This is a genomic window from Pradoshia sp. D12, from assembly GCF_008935075.1.
In the GTDB taxonomy this organism is placed as follows: Bacteria; Bacillota; Bacilli; order Bacillales; family Pradoshiaceae; genus Pradoshia.
In genome coordinates this window covers 3,621,668-3,638,673 of record NZ_CP044545.1, presented here as the reverse complement: position 1 = coordinate 3,638,673, position 17,006 = coordinate 3,621,668, and the positions used below count along the sequence as shown (strand labels likewise).

General features: G+C 35.3%; 10 protein-coding genes and 1 pseudogene. All 11 read left to right on the top strand.

Going from position 1 to position 17,006, the window contains the following annotated elements; all coding sequences use genetic code 11:
- Window positions 1–16 precede the first annotated feature (16 nt).
- The 11 genes and pseudogenes from F7984_RS17525 to F7984_RS17475 all read left to right on the top strand — a co-directional run bounded on the left by F7984_RS17525 (window position 17) and on the right by F7984_RS17475 (window position 16,833).
- Window positions 17–733 carry an IspD/TarI family cytidylyltransferase gene (locus F7984_RS17525; RefSeq protein ID WP_140461823.1) on the top strand — a complete coding sequence of 239 codons (717 nt, stop codon included), beginning with the start codon at window positions 17–19 and terminating at the stop codon, window positions 731–733.
- Entirely contained in the window at window positions 726–1,757 is a 1,032-nt protein-coding gene (locus F7984_RS17520; RefSeq protein WP_140461822.1) for a ribitol-5-phosphate dehydrogenase, read from the top strand. Before F7984_RS17525 ends, F7984_RS17520 begins: the two co-directional genes overlap by 8 nt.
- A gap of 32 nt (window positions 1,758–1,789) precedes the next feature.
- Entirely contained in the window at window positions 1,790–2,953 is a 1,164-nt protein-coding gene (locus F7984_RS17515; protein WP_140461821.1) for a CDP-glycerol glycerophosphotransferase family protein, read from the top strand.
- A 53-nt stretch (window positions 2,954–3,006) separates the two neighbouring features.
- Window positions 3,007–4,185 (top strand): CDP-glycerol glycerophosphotransferase family protein, encoded by a 1,179-nt coding sequence (locus F7984_RS17510; RefSeq protein ID WP_225983628.1) that lies wholly within the window; start codon window positions 3,007–3,009, stop codon window positions 4,183–4,185.
- Window positions 4,186–4,239: 54 nt separating this feature from the next.
- A complete protein-coding gene (locus F7984_RS17505; protein WP_140461819.1) occupies window positions 4,240–6,531 on the top strand; it encodes a bifunctional glycosyltransferase/CDP-glycerol:glycerophosphate glycerophosphotransferase in 2,292 nt (763 codons plus the stop codon).
- Between the two features lie 261 nt (window positions 6,532–6,792).
- Window positions 6,793–7,191 carry a glycerol-3-phosphate cytidylyltransferase gene (gene tagD / locus F7984_RS17500; RefSeq protein ID WP_066105967.1) on the top strand — a complete coding sequence of 133 codons (399 nt, stop codon included), beginning with the start codon at window positions 6,793–6,795 and terminating at the stop codon, window positions 7,189–7,191.
- Window positions 7,184–8,380 (top strand): CDP-glycerol glycerophosphotransferase family protein, encoded by a 1,197-nt coding sequence (locus F7984_RS17495; protein ID WP_140461818.1) that lies wholly within the window; start codon window positions 7,184–7,186, stop codon window positions 8,378–8,380. Before tagD ends, F7984_RS17495 begins: the two co-directional genes overlap by 8 nt.
- A 58-nt stretch (window positions 8,381–8,438) precedes the next feature.
- A complete protein-coding gene (locus tag F7984_RS17490; protein WP_140461817.1) occupies window positions 8,439–9,245 on the top strand; it encodes an ABC transporter permease in 807 nt (268 codons plus the stop codon).
- A gap of 18 nt (window positions 9,246–9,263) precedes the next feature.
- Window positions 9,264–10,043 (top strand): annotated as a pseudogene (gene tagH, locus F7984_RS17485) (teichoic acids export ABC transporter ATP-binding subunit TagH); the annotation flags it as partial.
- A 508-nt stretch (window positions 10,044–10,551) separates the two neighbouring features.
- Complete coding sequence (locus F7984_RS17480) at window positions 10,552–13,890, top strand: SH3 domain-containing protein (RefSeq protein ID WP_140461815.1); 3,339 nt, start codon at window positions 10,552–10,554, stop codon at window positions 13,888–13,890.
- A 264-nt stretch (window positions 13,891–14,154) separates the two neighbouring features.
- Window positions 14,155–16,833, top strand: coding sequence for an SH3 domain-containing protein (locus tag F7984_RS17475; protein ID WP_140461814.1), 2,679 nt, complete (start codon window positions 14,155–14,157; stop codon window positions 16,831–16,833).
- Window positions 16,834–17,006 lie beyond the last annotated feature (173 nt).

The window sequence follows — 17,006 nt, the reverse complement described above, 5'->3', positions numbered from 1 at the left end:
GAGGTAGGTATATAAGATGATTTATGCAGAAATTCTTGCGGGTGGCAAAGGTACACGTATGGGAAATACCAATATGCCTAAACAATATTTACCGCTAAATAAAAAGCCAATTATTATTCATACTATTGAAAAGTTTATATTGAATGACAGATTCGACAAAATTTTGGTGGTAACTCCTAAAGAATGGATTAATCATACAAAGGATATTATCAAAAAGTTCATAGGAATAAATGATCGTCTCATAGTAGTTGAGGGTGGAAAAGACCGAAATGATTCAATTATGAGCGGAATTCGTTATTTAGAACGTACTGTAGGAATTAATGATGATGATGTTATTGTTACACATGACTCAGTAAGACCATTCTTAACTCATCGAATAATTGAAGAGAATATTGATATGAGTATAAAATATGGCGCGGTAGACACTGTAATTGAGGCAATTGATACTATTATCCAATCAGAGGATGGAGAAGTCATTTCTGATATTCCTGTACGGGATACTATGTACCAAGGGCAAACTCCCCAAAGTTTTAACATTAAGACATTAATAACTCATTACAACTCCTTGACTGAAGAACAAAAAGAAATCCTAACAGATGCATGTAAAATTTGTGCGTTAAAAGGAGAAAAAGTTAAACTTGTTCGTGGTGAGGTTTTTAATATTAAAGTCACAACGCCTTATGACTTGAAAGTGGCGAATGCTATTATACAGGGGCGAATAAACAATGATTAATCAGGTATATAGACTTGTATCTCCTAGGCAATTTGAAGTAGCTTATAATGATCGTTCACTACAGTACCATGAAGATTTTGTTGTAGTTAGACCAACGCATCTATCTATTTGTGCTGCTGACCAACGATACTATACTGGATCTCGAGGGAAAGAAGCAATGGCGAAAAAGCTGCCAATGGCTTTAATCCACGAAGCTATAGGTAAGGTCGTCTACGATCCTAAGGGTGAAATTAAGAATGGTACAATGGTCGTTATGATACCTAACACACCGACAGAGAAAGATGAAGTAATTGGTGAGAACTACTTGCGTTCCAGCAAATTCCGTTCAAGTGGCTATGATGGATTCATGCAGGATTATGTCTTTATGGGACGGGACCGCATTGTCGAATTACCGGAAGGAATTGACCCGTATGTTGTTGCATTTACGGAATTGATGACCATTACAACTCATGTTTTATCCAGATTTGAGAGTCGGTCTCATAAACGCCGCAATGTATTTGGCGTATGGGGAGATGGAAACCTTGGGTTCATTACGACTCTATTCCTAAAAAAAATGTACAAAGACTGCAAAGTTATTATCTTCGGTAAAACCGGATATAAATTGGACAACTTCTCCTTCGTAGATGAAGTTTATACAATTGATGAAATCCCAGAGGATTTGAGAATTGATCATGCATTTGAATGTGTTGGTGGGAAAGGAAGCCAATATGCGATTGATCAGATGATCGATCATCTTCATCCAGAAGGTTCTATAGCTCTAATGGGGGTATCAGAATTCCCTGTTGAGGTTAATACAAGAATGATTTTGGAAAAAGGAATCACACTAATTGGAAGCAGTCGCAGCGGACGTGAAGATTTTGTGAGAACAGTTAACTTCCTAAAAGAAAACCCGGATGTTGTTGAGTATCTGGGAACATTAGTTGGTGAAGTACAAGAGGTTAAGACAATCAGCGATATATTATCTGCGTTTGAAAAAGATTTGACGTCCTCTTGGGGTAAGACTGTAATGGAGTGGAAAATATAAGTATTGAATATCGGAAGGCAGGAAGATAAAGTATGAAGCAATTGAAGATGATACCTACGTTATTAACAAAGTATAGTATTCAATTTGCTTATGCTTTGTCTTCTCTTTTTTTTAAGGTTGACCCAAATAAAATAACCATTGCTACATACCGCTCTAATGAACTGGAAGGAAATTTATCATACATAGCTAATGAGATTAACACAATTGATTCAACAAAAAATTATTTTGTCCTGGCGAAAAAATTTGATAGCTCCTTTAAGGGAAAAGTAACTTATTTCTTCCATCTTATTAGGGCTAGTTATCATTTAGCTACATCTCGTTTTTTTATTGTAGATGATTTTTATTTTCCTATTTATGTAGTTAAACCACGTTGTGGTTCTGAATTTGTACAGCTATGGCATGCTGCCGGGGCTTTTAAAAAGTTTGGTTGGAGTACAGTTGGCAAGGATTTTGGTCCCAGTGAGGATTATTTAAAAACAGTCAAGGTACACTCCAATTATTCTAGAGTGTACGTTAGTTCTGAGAAAGTTATTCCAGCTTATGCTGAAGCCTTTAATATGGATAAAGAGCAAATATTCCCTTTAGGAGTACCGAGAACGGATTATTTTTATAACAAAGAGGAGCATAAGAACTTAAAGGACCGGTTCTATCAACAATATCCACAACTCCGTGGGAAGAAAATTGTTTTATATGCGCCTACTTTTCGTGGTAAAAGTCATTATCAGGAAGAATTTGATATTCCTCTGGATTTGGAGTTAATGAAAAAAAAGCTAAGTGATGAATATGCTTTAATCATTCATTTACATCCATATATGATATTACATCTAAGTGGTATTGAGCAATATGAGGATTTCGTAATCCACATGAAAAAGGGTTATAATATTCAAGAGTTATTAGTTTTAGCGGACATATTAGTTACGGATTATTCTTCTGTTATTTTTGATTATAGTCTGTTGAAGCGTCCTATCGCTTTTATAGCGGATGATTTGGAAGAGTATTTAAAAGAGAGGGATTTTTATTATCCGTATCTTGACTTTATACCAGGCCCATTTTTTACAGAAACTTTGTCGTTAGCTAATTGGATTAAAGAAAAGGGCTATAATATTACTAAAATTGAGGAATTTCAGCAGGAGTTCTTTGATTATACAGATGGAAGAGCCAGCGAAAGAATTGTAAAACACTTATTGAGCAAGTAAAGAAAAATAATGCGTGTATAAGTTAGTTTTATAGACAAAAGTGAGTGATCTATTTGGAGAAATCAAATTTACTTCTAAGAATAACATCAAAATTCAAAGAGAATAAGGGGAGAATTTTCAATCGATTTTTCTCTACCTATGTATTTAGATTTTGTTATCGGGTATTTACTATCTTGCCAATTAATGGAAAGAAAATCTTATTTGCCTCAGATAGTCGTACAAAAATGGAGGGGAATTTTCGTTTTGTATTTGATGAATTACAAAGGCAAAATAAAGATTTCACTTATAGATATATGTTAAAAGAGGGCACAGCAGCAAAGAAAACCTGCAAGGAAATTCTAGAGTTATCCTATCATTTAGCAACATCGAAATACATCTTACTTGATGATTTTTACCCAATGGTGTACCCTTTGAAAATTAGAGAGGGCGCTGAACTAATTCAGCTTTGGCATGCAGTTGGAGCGTTTAAAAAATTTGGATTTAGTCGTGTAGGGTTGCCTGGTGGTCCTGAACCTGATTCATTAAATCATAAAAACTATACGAAAGCGATTGTCAGTTCTAAAAATGTCGCGAAGCATTACGCTGAAGGTTTTGGAATTGAAGAAAGTAAGGTAATCGCTACAGGTATTCCAAGAACAGATTTATTCTTTAATCAGGATTATAAGACTAATAAGAGTAATCAACTTTATGAGCAATACCCATTTCTTAAAGACAAGAAAGTTATCTTATTTGCCCCAACCTTTCGTGGTCCTGGGCAACAATCAGCATATTACCCATTGGAATACCTTAATTTAGATAAAATTTATCAAGCATTTCATGAAAAATATCTTTTCTTGTTTAAGATTCATCCATTTGTTAAAGTGAAATGGAAAATACCACCTGAATATCGCTCTTTTTTTTATGATTTTTCTTTTTATAGTGAAATCAATGACCTGTTGTTAATTACCGACCTCTTGATTACAGACTACTCATCTGTATGTTTTGAATTTGCATTGTTGGATAAACCTATGATTTTTTATGCACCGGACATGGAAGAATATACTTCAGAAAGAGATTTTTATTATGACTATGAATCCTTTATTCCTGGTCCTATGGTTACTACTGAGGAGGAGCTGATTAAGACTATAAAAAATGGTCATTTTGAAGTGAATAAGCTTAATGAATTTAGAAAGTATTTTTTCGATGAGCTTGATGGAAAATCCAGTGAGAGAGTTGTCCGTTTGTTAAAATGAACAATCTTATGTAGACGATGTTCATGGACAATAAATTAACCAGGAGGTGTAATAATGGAAATGGTTAAAGTGAGTGTCATTACACCGGTATACAACGTAGAAGAATATTTGGAAGAAACGCTGGATTCATTAGTCAATCAAACCCTAGCGCCTATAGAGATCATTATGATAGACGATGGTTCGACCGATCGCAGCCCGGATATTATTAAAGAATATAGCCGTAGATATCCTAATATTATTTCTGTCAAACAGGAGAATTCAGGTCCCGGTGCGGCTCGTAATAACGGATTAAAAATAGCTCGGGGAGAGTATATCAGTTTTGTGGACTCAGATGATATTTTGCCTCGCGATGCTTTGGAGAGTATGTATACAGCTGCTCTTTCTAAAAAATCAGCTATTGTGTTGGGAGCATCACTGAGCTTTAACAAAACAGAGACTTGGTTTATCGGAAGTCATTACAATAATAAAGTGTATGAAAAAGGTGAGAAGAATTTAATTGCAAATCAAGAATTATTATATTCTTTAGGTCCATGCAACAAACTTTATCGCCGTGACATAGTTAAGGATATTACTTTCCCCCTGGGAATAAAAGTAACAGAAGATCAGCCGTTTGTTATTGAAGCATATCTGAGAGCGGGCGGTGATATTTATACAATTGATAAAGTGATTTATAATTACCGTTCAAGAGAAAATGAAGATAATCTTTCTTTATCACAAACTGTTCGTGTTAATTCAGTCAGTGTATTAAAAGACATCATGAAGAGTATGTCTATTTCCGACTCTTTATGGGACAAATACATTGACAATGAAGTGGCGCGTTTTCAAGTAAAGAGGTATTATTACAATCGTTTGGTTACAGCTGATATATGGCCGGCATTACGTAATGCTGTGGATAGCAGGAATAGAGATATTACTGTACAAACTTTTGGAATTTTCAATGAATGGATAAGAGGTTTGGATAAACATTTTTTTAATGAAATTCACTCACTTCATACGGTTATCTTTAAAAACTTGGTAAATCGATTTGATTTATTGGATTCTTCAGGAAGAAAAAGCTATCAAGAGTGTTTGGATATTGCATTAAAAAAGATTTCTTTTAAAACTGAAATTAGATTATTGGAATCTCCCGCATTTGAATCAACATTTAAAGCAGCCCGAAAATCAGGAGAGAAGAACAGCTTCCTCCCTATCCAGATGTATGTGTACAAGCGAAAATACATAAGGTTTAACTCCAAAGTTAATACTGCAGTGATTAGACGCATTGTATTTCCTTTATGCAAACTTCTTCCGCTTCAGGATAAAATTACATTTGCGTCAAGTAAAGTGGCAAGCCTACAGGATTCTTTTGAATGTCTTTATGATGAAATTGAAAAATCAAGACCTGACTATAAAGTGGTGGGACATTTTAAAAAGGAAAGATCGTTTAAAGATTATGTTAAATTATATTATGATATTGCCACGTCAAAATATGTTATAGTTGAAGATTACTATCGCCCGTTATATAAATTGAAGGCGAGAAAAGGAACAGAAGTGATCCAAACCTGGCATGCTGCTGGGGCTTTTAAAAAATTTGGTCACAGTGCGGTTGGGTATCGCGAAAGTAACACAAAAGAATTTGAAAACCAAGCTCATGGATCCTATACCAAAGTGGCCGTTACAAGTAAAGAAATTATTCCACATTATGCGGAAGCCTTTAATATTTCTGAGAAGAATGTATACTCGGTAGGTCTACCGAGAACCGATGTGTTTTTTGATCAAGAAGGAATAGAATATTTAAGGAAAAAATATGAGGCGGTTTATCCAGCTATGCGTAATAAAAAAATTATTACGTATGCCCCAACCTTCAGAGGAGGTCCGGGAAAGCGCTCCAGCTTCAATATCCAGCTTGATTTAAAGAAAATGGCTGAAGAGCTTTCTGATGAATATGTATTGATCTTGAAACTTCATCCATCTGTTACAAAAGGTGTTAATATACCGAAAGAAGCAAAGGATTTCGTACTAAATTTAAGTAAGAATGATATCAATAATGTTCTTTCTATTACAGATATACTGATCAGTGATTATTCATCCGTTATTTTTGAATATGCACTGCTTGAAAGACCGATGATCTTCTATGCGTATGATTTAGAAGAATATTTGCAGGATAGGGGATTCTATTATGAATATAAGGACTTTATTCCAGGACCTCTTGCAGATAAAACCGAACAAGTTATCTCTTTGATTCAGCAAAATGCCTTTGATATTCAGAAAGTAAAAGCTTTTAAAGAACGATTCTTTGAAGTCTTTGATGGACAAGCGTCCAAACGCTTTGTAGAAACATTAATAAAACCAATTAAAAAATCATGATCAATTTGATCATGATTTCCTTTTTTTGTGAGATGAATTCACTCCTCTGGCATGTTATAAACATATATACCATCAAGCACTGCAAACTTTATGTTACAAATAATACACGATTACGTTATAATTTAGATTGTATTCGACACAGGTTTGAAAGTTTTATGTATGAGTTATATAATTAAGAATATGTTTTTGATGTCACTGTACGTTGCTCCGTTTTTTGGTCAGTTACCAGTTTGCTAATGAACTAGGTAAGGAGATGTAGAAATGAAAAAGATTATTACGTATGGCACCTTTGACTTATTACATGTCGGTCATATTAATATTTTACGAAGAGCCAAAGAAATGGGCGATTATTTAGTAGTGGGCTTATCCACTGATGAGTTTAATAAGGCGAAAAATAAAAAGGCTTATCATAGCTATGAAAATAGAAAACTGATTTTGGAATCAATTGAATTTGTTGATGAAGTGATTCCGGAGGAAAATTGGGAACAAAAGATTAAAGATATTAAGGAACATGATATAGATGTTTTTGTCATGGGAGATGATTGGGAAGGCCATTTTGACTTTCTGAAAGAGCACTGCCAGGTCGTTTACCTGCCAAGAACAATCGGGATTTCAACATCTCAAATAAAAAAAGATTTATTTAAGGTGAAAAATGGTTAAAGAACTTGTTATTCAGTTGTATTTGTTGATTTTTAAAATCGTATTTAATATTTTTAATTTATTCCCTCTCAAAAACAAGGTGGCATTTGTTGTATCTTTTGGTGATAACACTCAGTATGTATATGAAGAAATGCGTCGAAAACATATTGCTTTTGACGTGGTTTTTTTATGTAAGGGTACAAGCTATAAAAGATTTCAGCAATATGAGGATGCCACTATAGCTTTGATTGAAAATAAAAACCCGATTGATTTCATTCAATCTATTTTTCATTTGGCCACATCTAGTTATGTATTTGTTGATAATTATTATGGTTTTTTGGCAGCTACTGACTTCAGACCAGAAGTGGAGTGTGTTCAACTTTGGCATGCCTCGGGAGCCATTAAGAAATTTGGCTTGGAGGATGCTTCTGTTCAAAACAGATCTGATCAAGCAGTAAAACGATTCATGGATGTTTATAAACGGTTTAATCAAGTGGTTGTGGGTTCTGACATCATGAGCACTTATTTCATGAATGCATTTAATTTAAAGGGAGAAAATATCCTTAGAACTGGTATCCCCCGAACTGACTTTTTTTATAATCAGACTGAAAAGGAAAGAGTATTCAATCAGTTGACTAAGGAAAACAGATTACTTTGGGAAAAAAAAGTTATATTATATGCGCCAACTTATCGTGATAACGAACTGAATGAATTTCAGTTAGAATTAGACTTGAAAAAACTATATGATGAATTGCATGATGATTATGTCGTTATGTTACGCTTACATCCAGCAATAAAGAATATTCCGGACTATACTAAAATCTATCCGGATTTTGTCCTGAATTATTCTAAACCAGAGTATGATATTAATGAATTACTGGTAGTTGCGGACGTTTTAATAACAGACTACTCCTCTATATCATTCGAGTTCTCTTTATTAAAGAAACCAATGATTTTCTTTGCCTATGATTTAGTTGAATACACAAAAGATAGAGGACTTTGGGAACAATATGAAAAAATGGTTCCAGGACCAGTAGTAAACAATACAGAGGCTATTATTGACCTCATTAAAGAGAACAGTTTTGATATGGACATGATTGAAGAGTATGCAAATAAATGGAACAAGTATTCAAAAGGACATTCCAGTGAAAACTTAATTTCATATTTGTTTGATGAAAAAACAATACTATCCAAACAGAGAGCGCTATAAAGACTCTTTGCAATACATGTATCTGTTGTAAAATAGTGGGGAAGGATATTCGAAATTTATGAAGTCTATGTTTACGGTCATACAAGAACAAATACATTCATTTTATTTAATTAAACGATTGTCTGTATTTGAATTAAAAAGTGCTAATAACAATAATTATTTAGGTATATTATGGGAATTCTTAAATCCCTTGATACAAATAGGAGTATATTGGATAGTTTTCGGTATGGGAATCCGGGGAGGCAGAGAAATTGGAGATGTACCGTTTATCTTTTGGATGCTATCCGGAATATCATTGTGGTTCTTTGCCAATCCTGCCATTATGGATGGGACAAAATCAATTTATACAAGGATTAACTTTATCTCTAAAATGAGTTTCCCTATGAGTGCTATACCCTCGTATGTCATTATGTCGAAATTTTATCAGCATATTGTCATCGTAATCCTTATTTCTATTATTTTGCAGTTTGCCGGATTTCCGATATCCGTTTATTATTTACAGTTGCCTTATTTTATGGGTGCGGCGATTGTATTGCTATTTGCCGTCGCACTTGTCACATCCACACTGGCTACCATTGTTCGAGATGTAACGATGATTGTCCAAGCTATAATGAGGATGTTGATTTATTTAACGCCTATATTGTGGGTTTCAGATAGTTTGCCAGGATTTTTACAAATGATTATTAAATTTAATCCACTTACGTATCTAGTGGAAGGGTATCGTGCAGCGATGTTAGGCCAGTCCTGGTACTTTATTGAGCATGCAGACTATACGTTATACTTTTGGGGAGTAACGATTGTGTTACTCATGATTGGATCAGCGCTTCATTTGAAATTTAGAAATCATTTTGTGGATTATTTGTAAAATGGAGTGAGGTCTACTATGGAAACAGTTATTGTAAAAAATGTTTATAAAAGATACAAAATGCATAGCAAAACCTCCGATAAATTATTGGATATTCTTCTTCCGGGAGGATATGGAGATGATTTCTATGCACTTCAGGATATTAGTTTTACAGCAAGTAAGGGTGATGTTATTGGACTGATTGGAGTTAATGGGTCAGGAAAATCAACATTATCCAATATTATTGCGGGGGTTGTACCCCCTACAATGGGATCAGTTAAAACAGTTGGACAAACCTCCTTGATTGCAATTGCTTCCGGTTTGAATAATCAGCTGACAGGTCGGGAAAATATTGAGTTAAAATGCCTAATGCTTGGGTTCAATAAGAAGCAGATTAAGGAATTGGAGCCGGAAATCATTGAATTTGCTGATATCGGCAAATTTATTGATCAACCTGTTAAGAAGTATTCCAGCGGAATGAAGTCAAGACTTGGATTTGCAATTTCTGTTACTGTAGATCCTGATATTTTGATTATTGATGAAGCTTTGTCTGTGGGTGACCAGGCTTTTGCTGAGAAATCCAAAAAGAAAATGTACAGCTTTAGGGATCAAGGAAAAACGATTTTCTTTGTTAGCCATGCAATTGGACAAATTAAGGATTTCTGTAATAAAGCATTATGGCTTGAGTATGGAGAAATAAAAGACTTTGGTACAGTTGAAGATGTTGTGCCCAAATATGAGAAATTCTTAAAAGAATACAGAGCTATGACTCCAGCTCAACAAAAAGCATTTAGAGAAGCTGCTATTCAAAAACAAAGCAGCATGACTACCACATCAAAATAAGAAACAGAGACACAGTTATATTTCGTAAAGAAGCTATCATCCTCGATGATAGCTTCTTTTGTTATGAAAATATTGATATATTTAAAATGGACAAAAATAGAGAGCATTTACTCACTCTGCTTATAGTGGTGGGTGTAAGCGATAAAGCATTGTTATGAAGATGGTTACTGGGTTATACAGTAATCATCTTTTTTTGATTGGAATCGATATATTAATATCCGTCACGTGCCTGTTTGATTTTAGTCGCTTTGGAAACTTGTTAGGGATTATGTGAAATGGTTTATCTTTCTATCTATCTGGCTTTAAGGACGAACATTTAAAATTACCATCAAAACACATTTTATTATATTAAAATATTAGTTTAAAATAATAAATAACTGTTTAATTTAAATGTCATTTATTTATAATTCTAGAAATAAAACGGAATATAATTTTATAAAAATAATATATATGTGCGATATTTCGTTACAAAAGGAGAATCTTAATGAATAAAAGAAAAACGCTGCCATTCAAGGTCATGGCAACATCCGTTCTTTTATCTACTAGCTTGGTTTTGGGAAGCGGTATTGGGCCAGCAGATAGTATTGCGGGTATACATGTAGTTGAAGCGGCTGAAACATATTATAAAACGACCGACAATTTGAATATGAGAAAGTCGGCTAGTGCGAAGGCACAAAAAATCACAACAATACCAAAAGGAAAACAGGTCACGTACATATCTAAAAGTGGAAGCTGGTATAAGGTGAAATACGGAATAAAAACGGGATTTGTCAGTTCTAAGTATTTGAAAAAAGTGACGAGTTCAAATGTATCATCTTCTGTATCTAGTACAAGTACTTCTGTATATACAACAACGGACAAGTTGCGTTTGAGGGAAAAAGCTTCAACTAGTTCAGCCACGTTATTGACCATTCCAAAAGGGAAAACAGTCACGTATATATCTAAAAGTGGAAGCTGGTATAAGGTGAAATATGCATCAAAAACAGGATATGTTAGCTCCAAATATATAAAAGTTACTAAAAAAACAAGTTCCTCAACATCTACGTCTACATCTACATCTGCAACGATGAAGGCAACTAAATACAAAACGACAGATAAATTAAACATGAGATCCAAAGCATCAACGAGCGGTAAGCTATTGCTGACTATACCAAAGAATAAAGTTGTCACTGCTAACGCAAAATCGGGTTCTTGGTACAAGGTTTCCTACGGTGGTAAGACCGGCTGGGTAAGCGGATCATATTTAAAGGAATACAATCAAACTACGACTACAAGTACAACTTACTATAATACGAAGGCTGCAAGCTCCTTATATAGTGCTCCTAATACAAATAAAAAAGCTGTTTATTCCATACCAAAGAATAATGTATTCACTTCTACGCAAAAGGTCGTGAACAGTATAGGAGAAACCTGGTATCGAGTTTCTTATAAAGGGAAAAACTATTATATTCAATCCAGCTCAGTAAATAAGGTGACAGCAGCGAGTATTACGAGCACCTCCTATACGGCAAAGGAAGCAACTTATTTATATTCCTTTGCAGGAGCAACACACGGTACTTTAGTTGCCATTCCAAAGGGAGCTAAAATAACTACCAATTATCGAATTGGGGATTGGTATAAAGCATCCTATGGCGGAAAAACAGGTTACATTGATTTGACTAAATTCACAAAAACAGTTGCTACTTCGGAAACATCGATTAAGGCTACAAAATTTAAGGTAACGACTAATTTGGTTTTACGTAAGACAGCTTCCGATTCCGGTGCGAAATTAAATACTATTCCTGCGAATACTATTGTCACAGCTACTGCAAAATCTGGCTCATGGTACAAGGTTTCTTACAGTGGTCAGACCGGTTGGGTAAGTGGTTCTTATTTGCAAGAATATAATCAAACAACGACGACAAGCACAACTTACTATAATACAAAGGCAGCAAGCTCCTTGTATAGTGCTCCTAATACAAATAAGGCAGCTGTTTATTCTATACCAAAGAATAATGTGTTCACTTCTACCCAACAGGTCGTGAATAGTATAGGAGAAACCTGGTATCGAGTTTCCTATAAAGGAAATAACTATTATATTCAATCCGGTTCAGTAAGTAAGGTGACAGCGGCGAACGTTACGAGTACATCTTATACGGCAAAAGAAAATACTTACTTGTATTCCTTTGCTGGAGCATCGCACGGAACTTTGGTTACTATTCCAGAGGGAGCTAAAATAACCACTGATTATCGAATTGGTGATTGGTATAAAACATCCTATGGCGGAAAAACAGGTTACATAGATTTGACTAAATTCACAAAAACAGTCACTTCAACGACACCGTCTTTTACGGCTACGGAGTTTAAAACAACGGCTAATGTGAATTTACGTGAGACACCTTCTACAACCGGTGGAATACTGGATACAGTGCCCGTTAATACGGTTGTCACCGCTACAGCACAATCAGGCGATTGGTATCAAGTTACCTACAATGGCCATGAGGGCTGGGTAAGCGGTGCATATTTGACAAAGTACACGAGTAACCCCGGTAATAACGCCGGTGATCAAACAAATTTACCGAGCGGTTCTGCTATAACTGAAACAACGTATGTGCCAATCAGTGAATTGAATATCCGTGCTTCCGATTCAACTTCATCAGCTAAAGTTGGTTCAATCCCTAAATATACACAGGTGAAATCTACCTATAAAACAAGTAAGGGCTGGTACCGAGTGACATATGGTGGAGTAACAGGTTTTGTATCGGGAGAGTATTTAATCACAAAAGTGAATTACGATAAAATGAATTCTTATGAGGCAAATAAGAATTCCTATATGCATTTGGATTTACGCAAAAAATCCTCTGTAACAGCTGCACAAATTAATGCTTATATTGCTAAGCATGCAACATCAGCTAATAGCGTTCTCTACAATAAAGGCTCGGCATTTATTACAGCGGCTAATAAATATGGTGTGAATGCCCTCTATTTAGCAGCACATGCGATTCATGAAAGTAACTATGGAAAATCTACAATTGCGTTAGCAAAAAATAACTTGTTTGGCTTTGGATCCTATGACATTACGCCATTTGTAGGTTCCGTTAAATTTTCTTCTATTGAAGAGAATATAGCTTTTATTGCACAGGAAATGAAAGCCACCTATTTAAATCCATCTAACTGGAAATACAAAGGTGCAACACTTGGCTATACAATTAAAGATGCGAATGGAAATCGAATTACTGATTTAAGTAAAGGAATGAATTTTTACTATGCCAGTGATTCCGATTGGGGAAATAAGATTGCCAAACATATGTCTAACATCCTGGCTTATGGGAATGAGGGGGCAGTCAGCCAAAGTCCAAATACAATGGTTCCAGCCAAACCTAGCTATCCAAGCGGCAAGGATGTGTTCCCGACAGGTACAATCGCTGTTGCCAATTCATCTATTAGTCTAAGAAACTCAAAAAGCAGTTCAGCGACTGTGGCCGCAACGATTAAGAAGGGTGAGACCTTTAATCTACTGGAAAAATGGAATGATTATTGGCTAACAATCAGTTATAAAGGCAAAACGTATTATACAAATACGGTTAACCTAAGTACTTATAATAAATATATGACTGTGAAAAATTTAGCCCGTGTAAATGGTACCAGCACGCTGAATGTCCGTGCATCAGCTAGTACAACAGCCGCTACAGTAGGAACTTTAAAAAACCATCAATATGTCGAGCTTGTGGTAGACTCAAGCAATAATCCAGTTACTAGTAGCGGATGGTATAAGGTTAAGTTAGCTAATGGAACAGTTGGCTGGGCATCAGGTTCTTATTTAGCAAGAGAATTAAATAAATAGGATTTAGAAAAGAGGTTGTTGACCATGTCAACAACCTCTTTTTTCATTAAGTAAGCCATTAGTTATAGCGAATACGATGGAAATTAACTATTTAGACATAATATTTGATTGGTTAATCAGCAATTATTATATGTTTTAAAGTTGATTAAATCTGGATATTTACAAAATATTTGATAATTTTAAAACTTTATATAAAAATAAAGATATATAAAAATAGTAATTTAGTTTGGTGTCTTATTTACTAAAGAGGGAGATTTTATTGCAATGAATAATAGGTATAATCAACCACTTAAGGTTATGGCAACATCCGTTCTTCTATCTACGGGTCTAGTTTTGGGGAGCAGTCTTGAACCGACAGAAAGTTTTCTGGGAATGCAAGTGGCTCAAGCTGCTGAATCATATTATAAAACAACAGCCAACCTAAATATGAGAAAAACAGCCAGTATTAAGGGCCAAATTATCATAACCATTCCCAAAGGAAAGCAAGTCACCTATATATCTAAAAATGGAAGTTGGTATAAGGTGAAATATGGATCGAAGACAGGTTATGTCAACTCCAACTATCTGAAGATTGTACCGAGTTCGACTGCTCAGTCAACAAGTGCATCCGTATATACAACGACGGCCAATTTGAATTTACGCAAAACAGCTTCAACCCGTTCGGTAATCTTAACGACTATCCCAAAGGGGAAAACAGTCTCGTATCTATCGAAGAGCGGCAGTTGGTATAAGGTGAAATACGGAACAAAAACCGGTTATGTCAGTTCGAGCTATATAAAGGTTACGAACAAAACAAGTGCATCTACGTCTGCGTCAACAACGATTAAGTCGACTAAATATATTACTACGTCCTATTTAAACATGAGGTCTAAAGCCACAACGAGCAGCAGTCGGCTCTTAACTATACCAAAGAATAAAGTTATTACAGCCATAGCAAAGTCCGGCTCGTGGTATAAGGTCTCTTATGGTGGTCAGACCGGTTGGGTCAGCGGCTCGTATATGAAGGAGTACAATCAAACTACAACGACAAGTACTGCCTACTATAAGACGAATGCGACAAGCTCCTTGTATAGTGCTGCCAATACAAATAAAGCAGCTGTTTATTCGATTCCTAAGAATAATATATTTTCTTCTACACAAAAAGTAGTCAATAGTATAGGAGAAACCTGGTATCGAGTTTCTTTTAAAGGGAAAAATTATTATATTAAAGCTGGATCAGTAAGTAAGGTATCTGCAGCAATTGTTACAAGTACCTCCTATACGGCAAACCAAAATACTTATTTATATTCATTTGCCGGGGAAAAACACGGGACTTTAGTTTCTATTCCAAAGGGAGCCAAAATAATAACCAGTTATCGTATTGGAGATTGGTATAAAACAACGTATGGAGGAAAAACGGGATATATCAATATGTCTAAATTCTCGAAAACGGTAACTTCATCAAGCACGTCTATTACAGATACAATGTTTAAGACTACGGCCAATCTGAATTTAAGAAAGACAGCATCTACTTCCGGAGAGAAATTAGATACAATACCTAAAAATACGATTGTCACAGCTACTGCAAAATCTGGCATTTGGTATAAAGTGAGTTACAATGGTAAAACCGGCTGGGTAAGCGGTACGTATTTGGCTGCGTATAGTAGTTCCAGCAACAACACTAGCAGCAGCCCGAGTGGTTCTGGTGTTACGGAAAACATATACTTGCCGATTGCTGAATTAAATATACGTGCCTCCGATTCTACTTCATCAGCTAAAGTCGGTTCAATTCCTAAATATACACAGGTGAAATCTACCTATAAAACTAGCAAGGGCTGGTATCGGGTTACATATGGTGGAGTAACAGGCTATGTCTCAGGAGATTACTTAATAACAAAAGTGAACTACGATAAAATGAACTCTTATGAAAATAATAAGAATTCCTATATACATATGGATTTACGTACAAAATCCTCTGTAACTGCTGCGCAAATTAATGCCTATATTGCAAAGCATGCAACATCGACTAATAGTGTTCTCTATAATAAAGGATCTGCATTTATTACAGCAGCCAATAAATATGGAGTGAATGCCCTTTATTTAGCAGCACATGCCATTCATGAAAGTAACTATGGGAAAGCTACAATCGCATTAGCGAAAAATAATTTGTTTGGTTTTGGATCCTACGATAGTACGCCATTTGTGGGCTCCGTCAAATTTGCTTCTATTGAAGAGAATATTGCCTTTATTGCACAGGAAATGAAAGCAACCTATTTAAATCCATCTAACTGGAAGTACAAGGGTGCAACGCTTGGTTATACAATTAAGGATGCGAATGGAAATCGAATCACTGATTTAAGTAAAGGAATGAACTTTTACTACGCGAGTGATTCTGATTGGGGAAAAAGGATTGCCACCCATATGTCGAATATATTGGCTTATGGCAAGGAAGGAGCTGTCAGTCAACGTCCAAATACGACGATACCAGCCAAACCAAGCTATCCAAGCGGGAAAGATGTATTCCCAACAGGTACGAATGCAGTTGCCAATTCATCTATTAGTCTAAGAAACTCAAAAAGCAGCTCAGCGACTGTAGCCGCAACAATTAAGAAGGGTGAAACCTTTAACCTACTCGAAAAATGGAATGATTACTGGTTGAAAGTTAGTTATAAGGGCAAAACTTATTATACAAATACGGTTAGCTTAAGCACATATAATAAGTATATGACTGTTAAAAATTTAGCCCGTGTAAGTGTTGGTGGTATGAGTACATTGAATGTACGCGCATCCGCTAGTACGGAAGCTGCTAAAGTGGGATCTTTGTCGAACAATCAATATGTCGAGCTTGTGGTGGATTCAAGTAAAAGTCCAATCACTAATGGCGGTTGGTATAAGGTTAAGCTATCAAATGGAAAAGTTGGCTGGGTATCGGGTAGTTATTTAGTAAGGGAGTTAAATAAATAGGTTTAAGAAAGAGAGGCTGTTGATCATGTCAACAGCCTCTTTTTGTTGGTCATCATTAAGAAAGTGGGCACGAATAAGATTGAAACTATTATGGGAAGAGAATGAAATGGTAGTGTGAAAAGTAAGCATTTTTACAAGAAAATTGATTAATGAATGAATTAATTTAGTGCTTA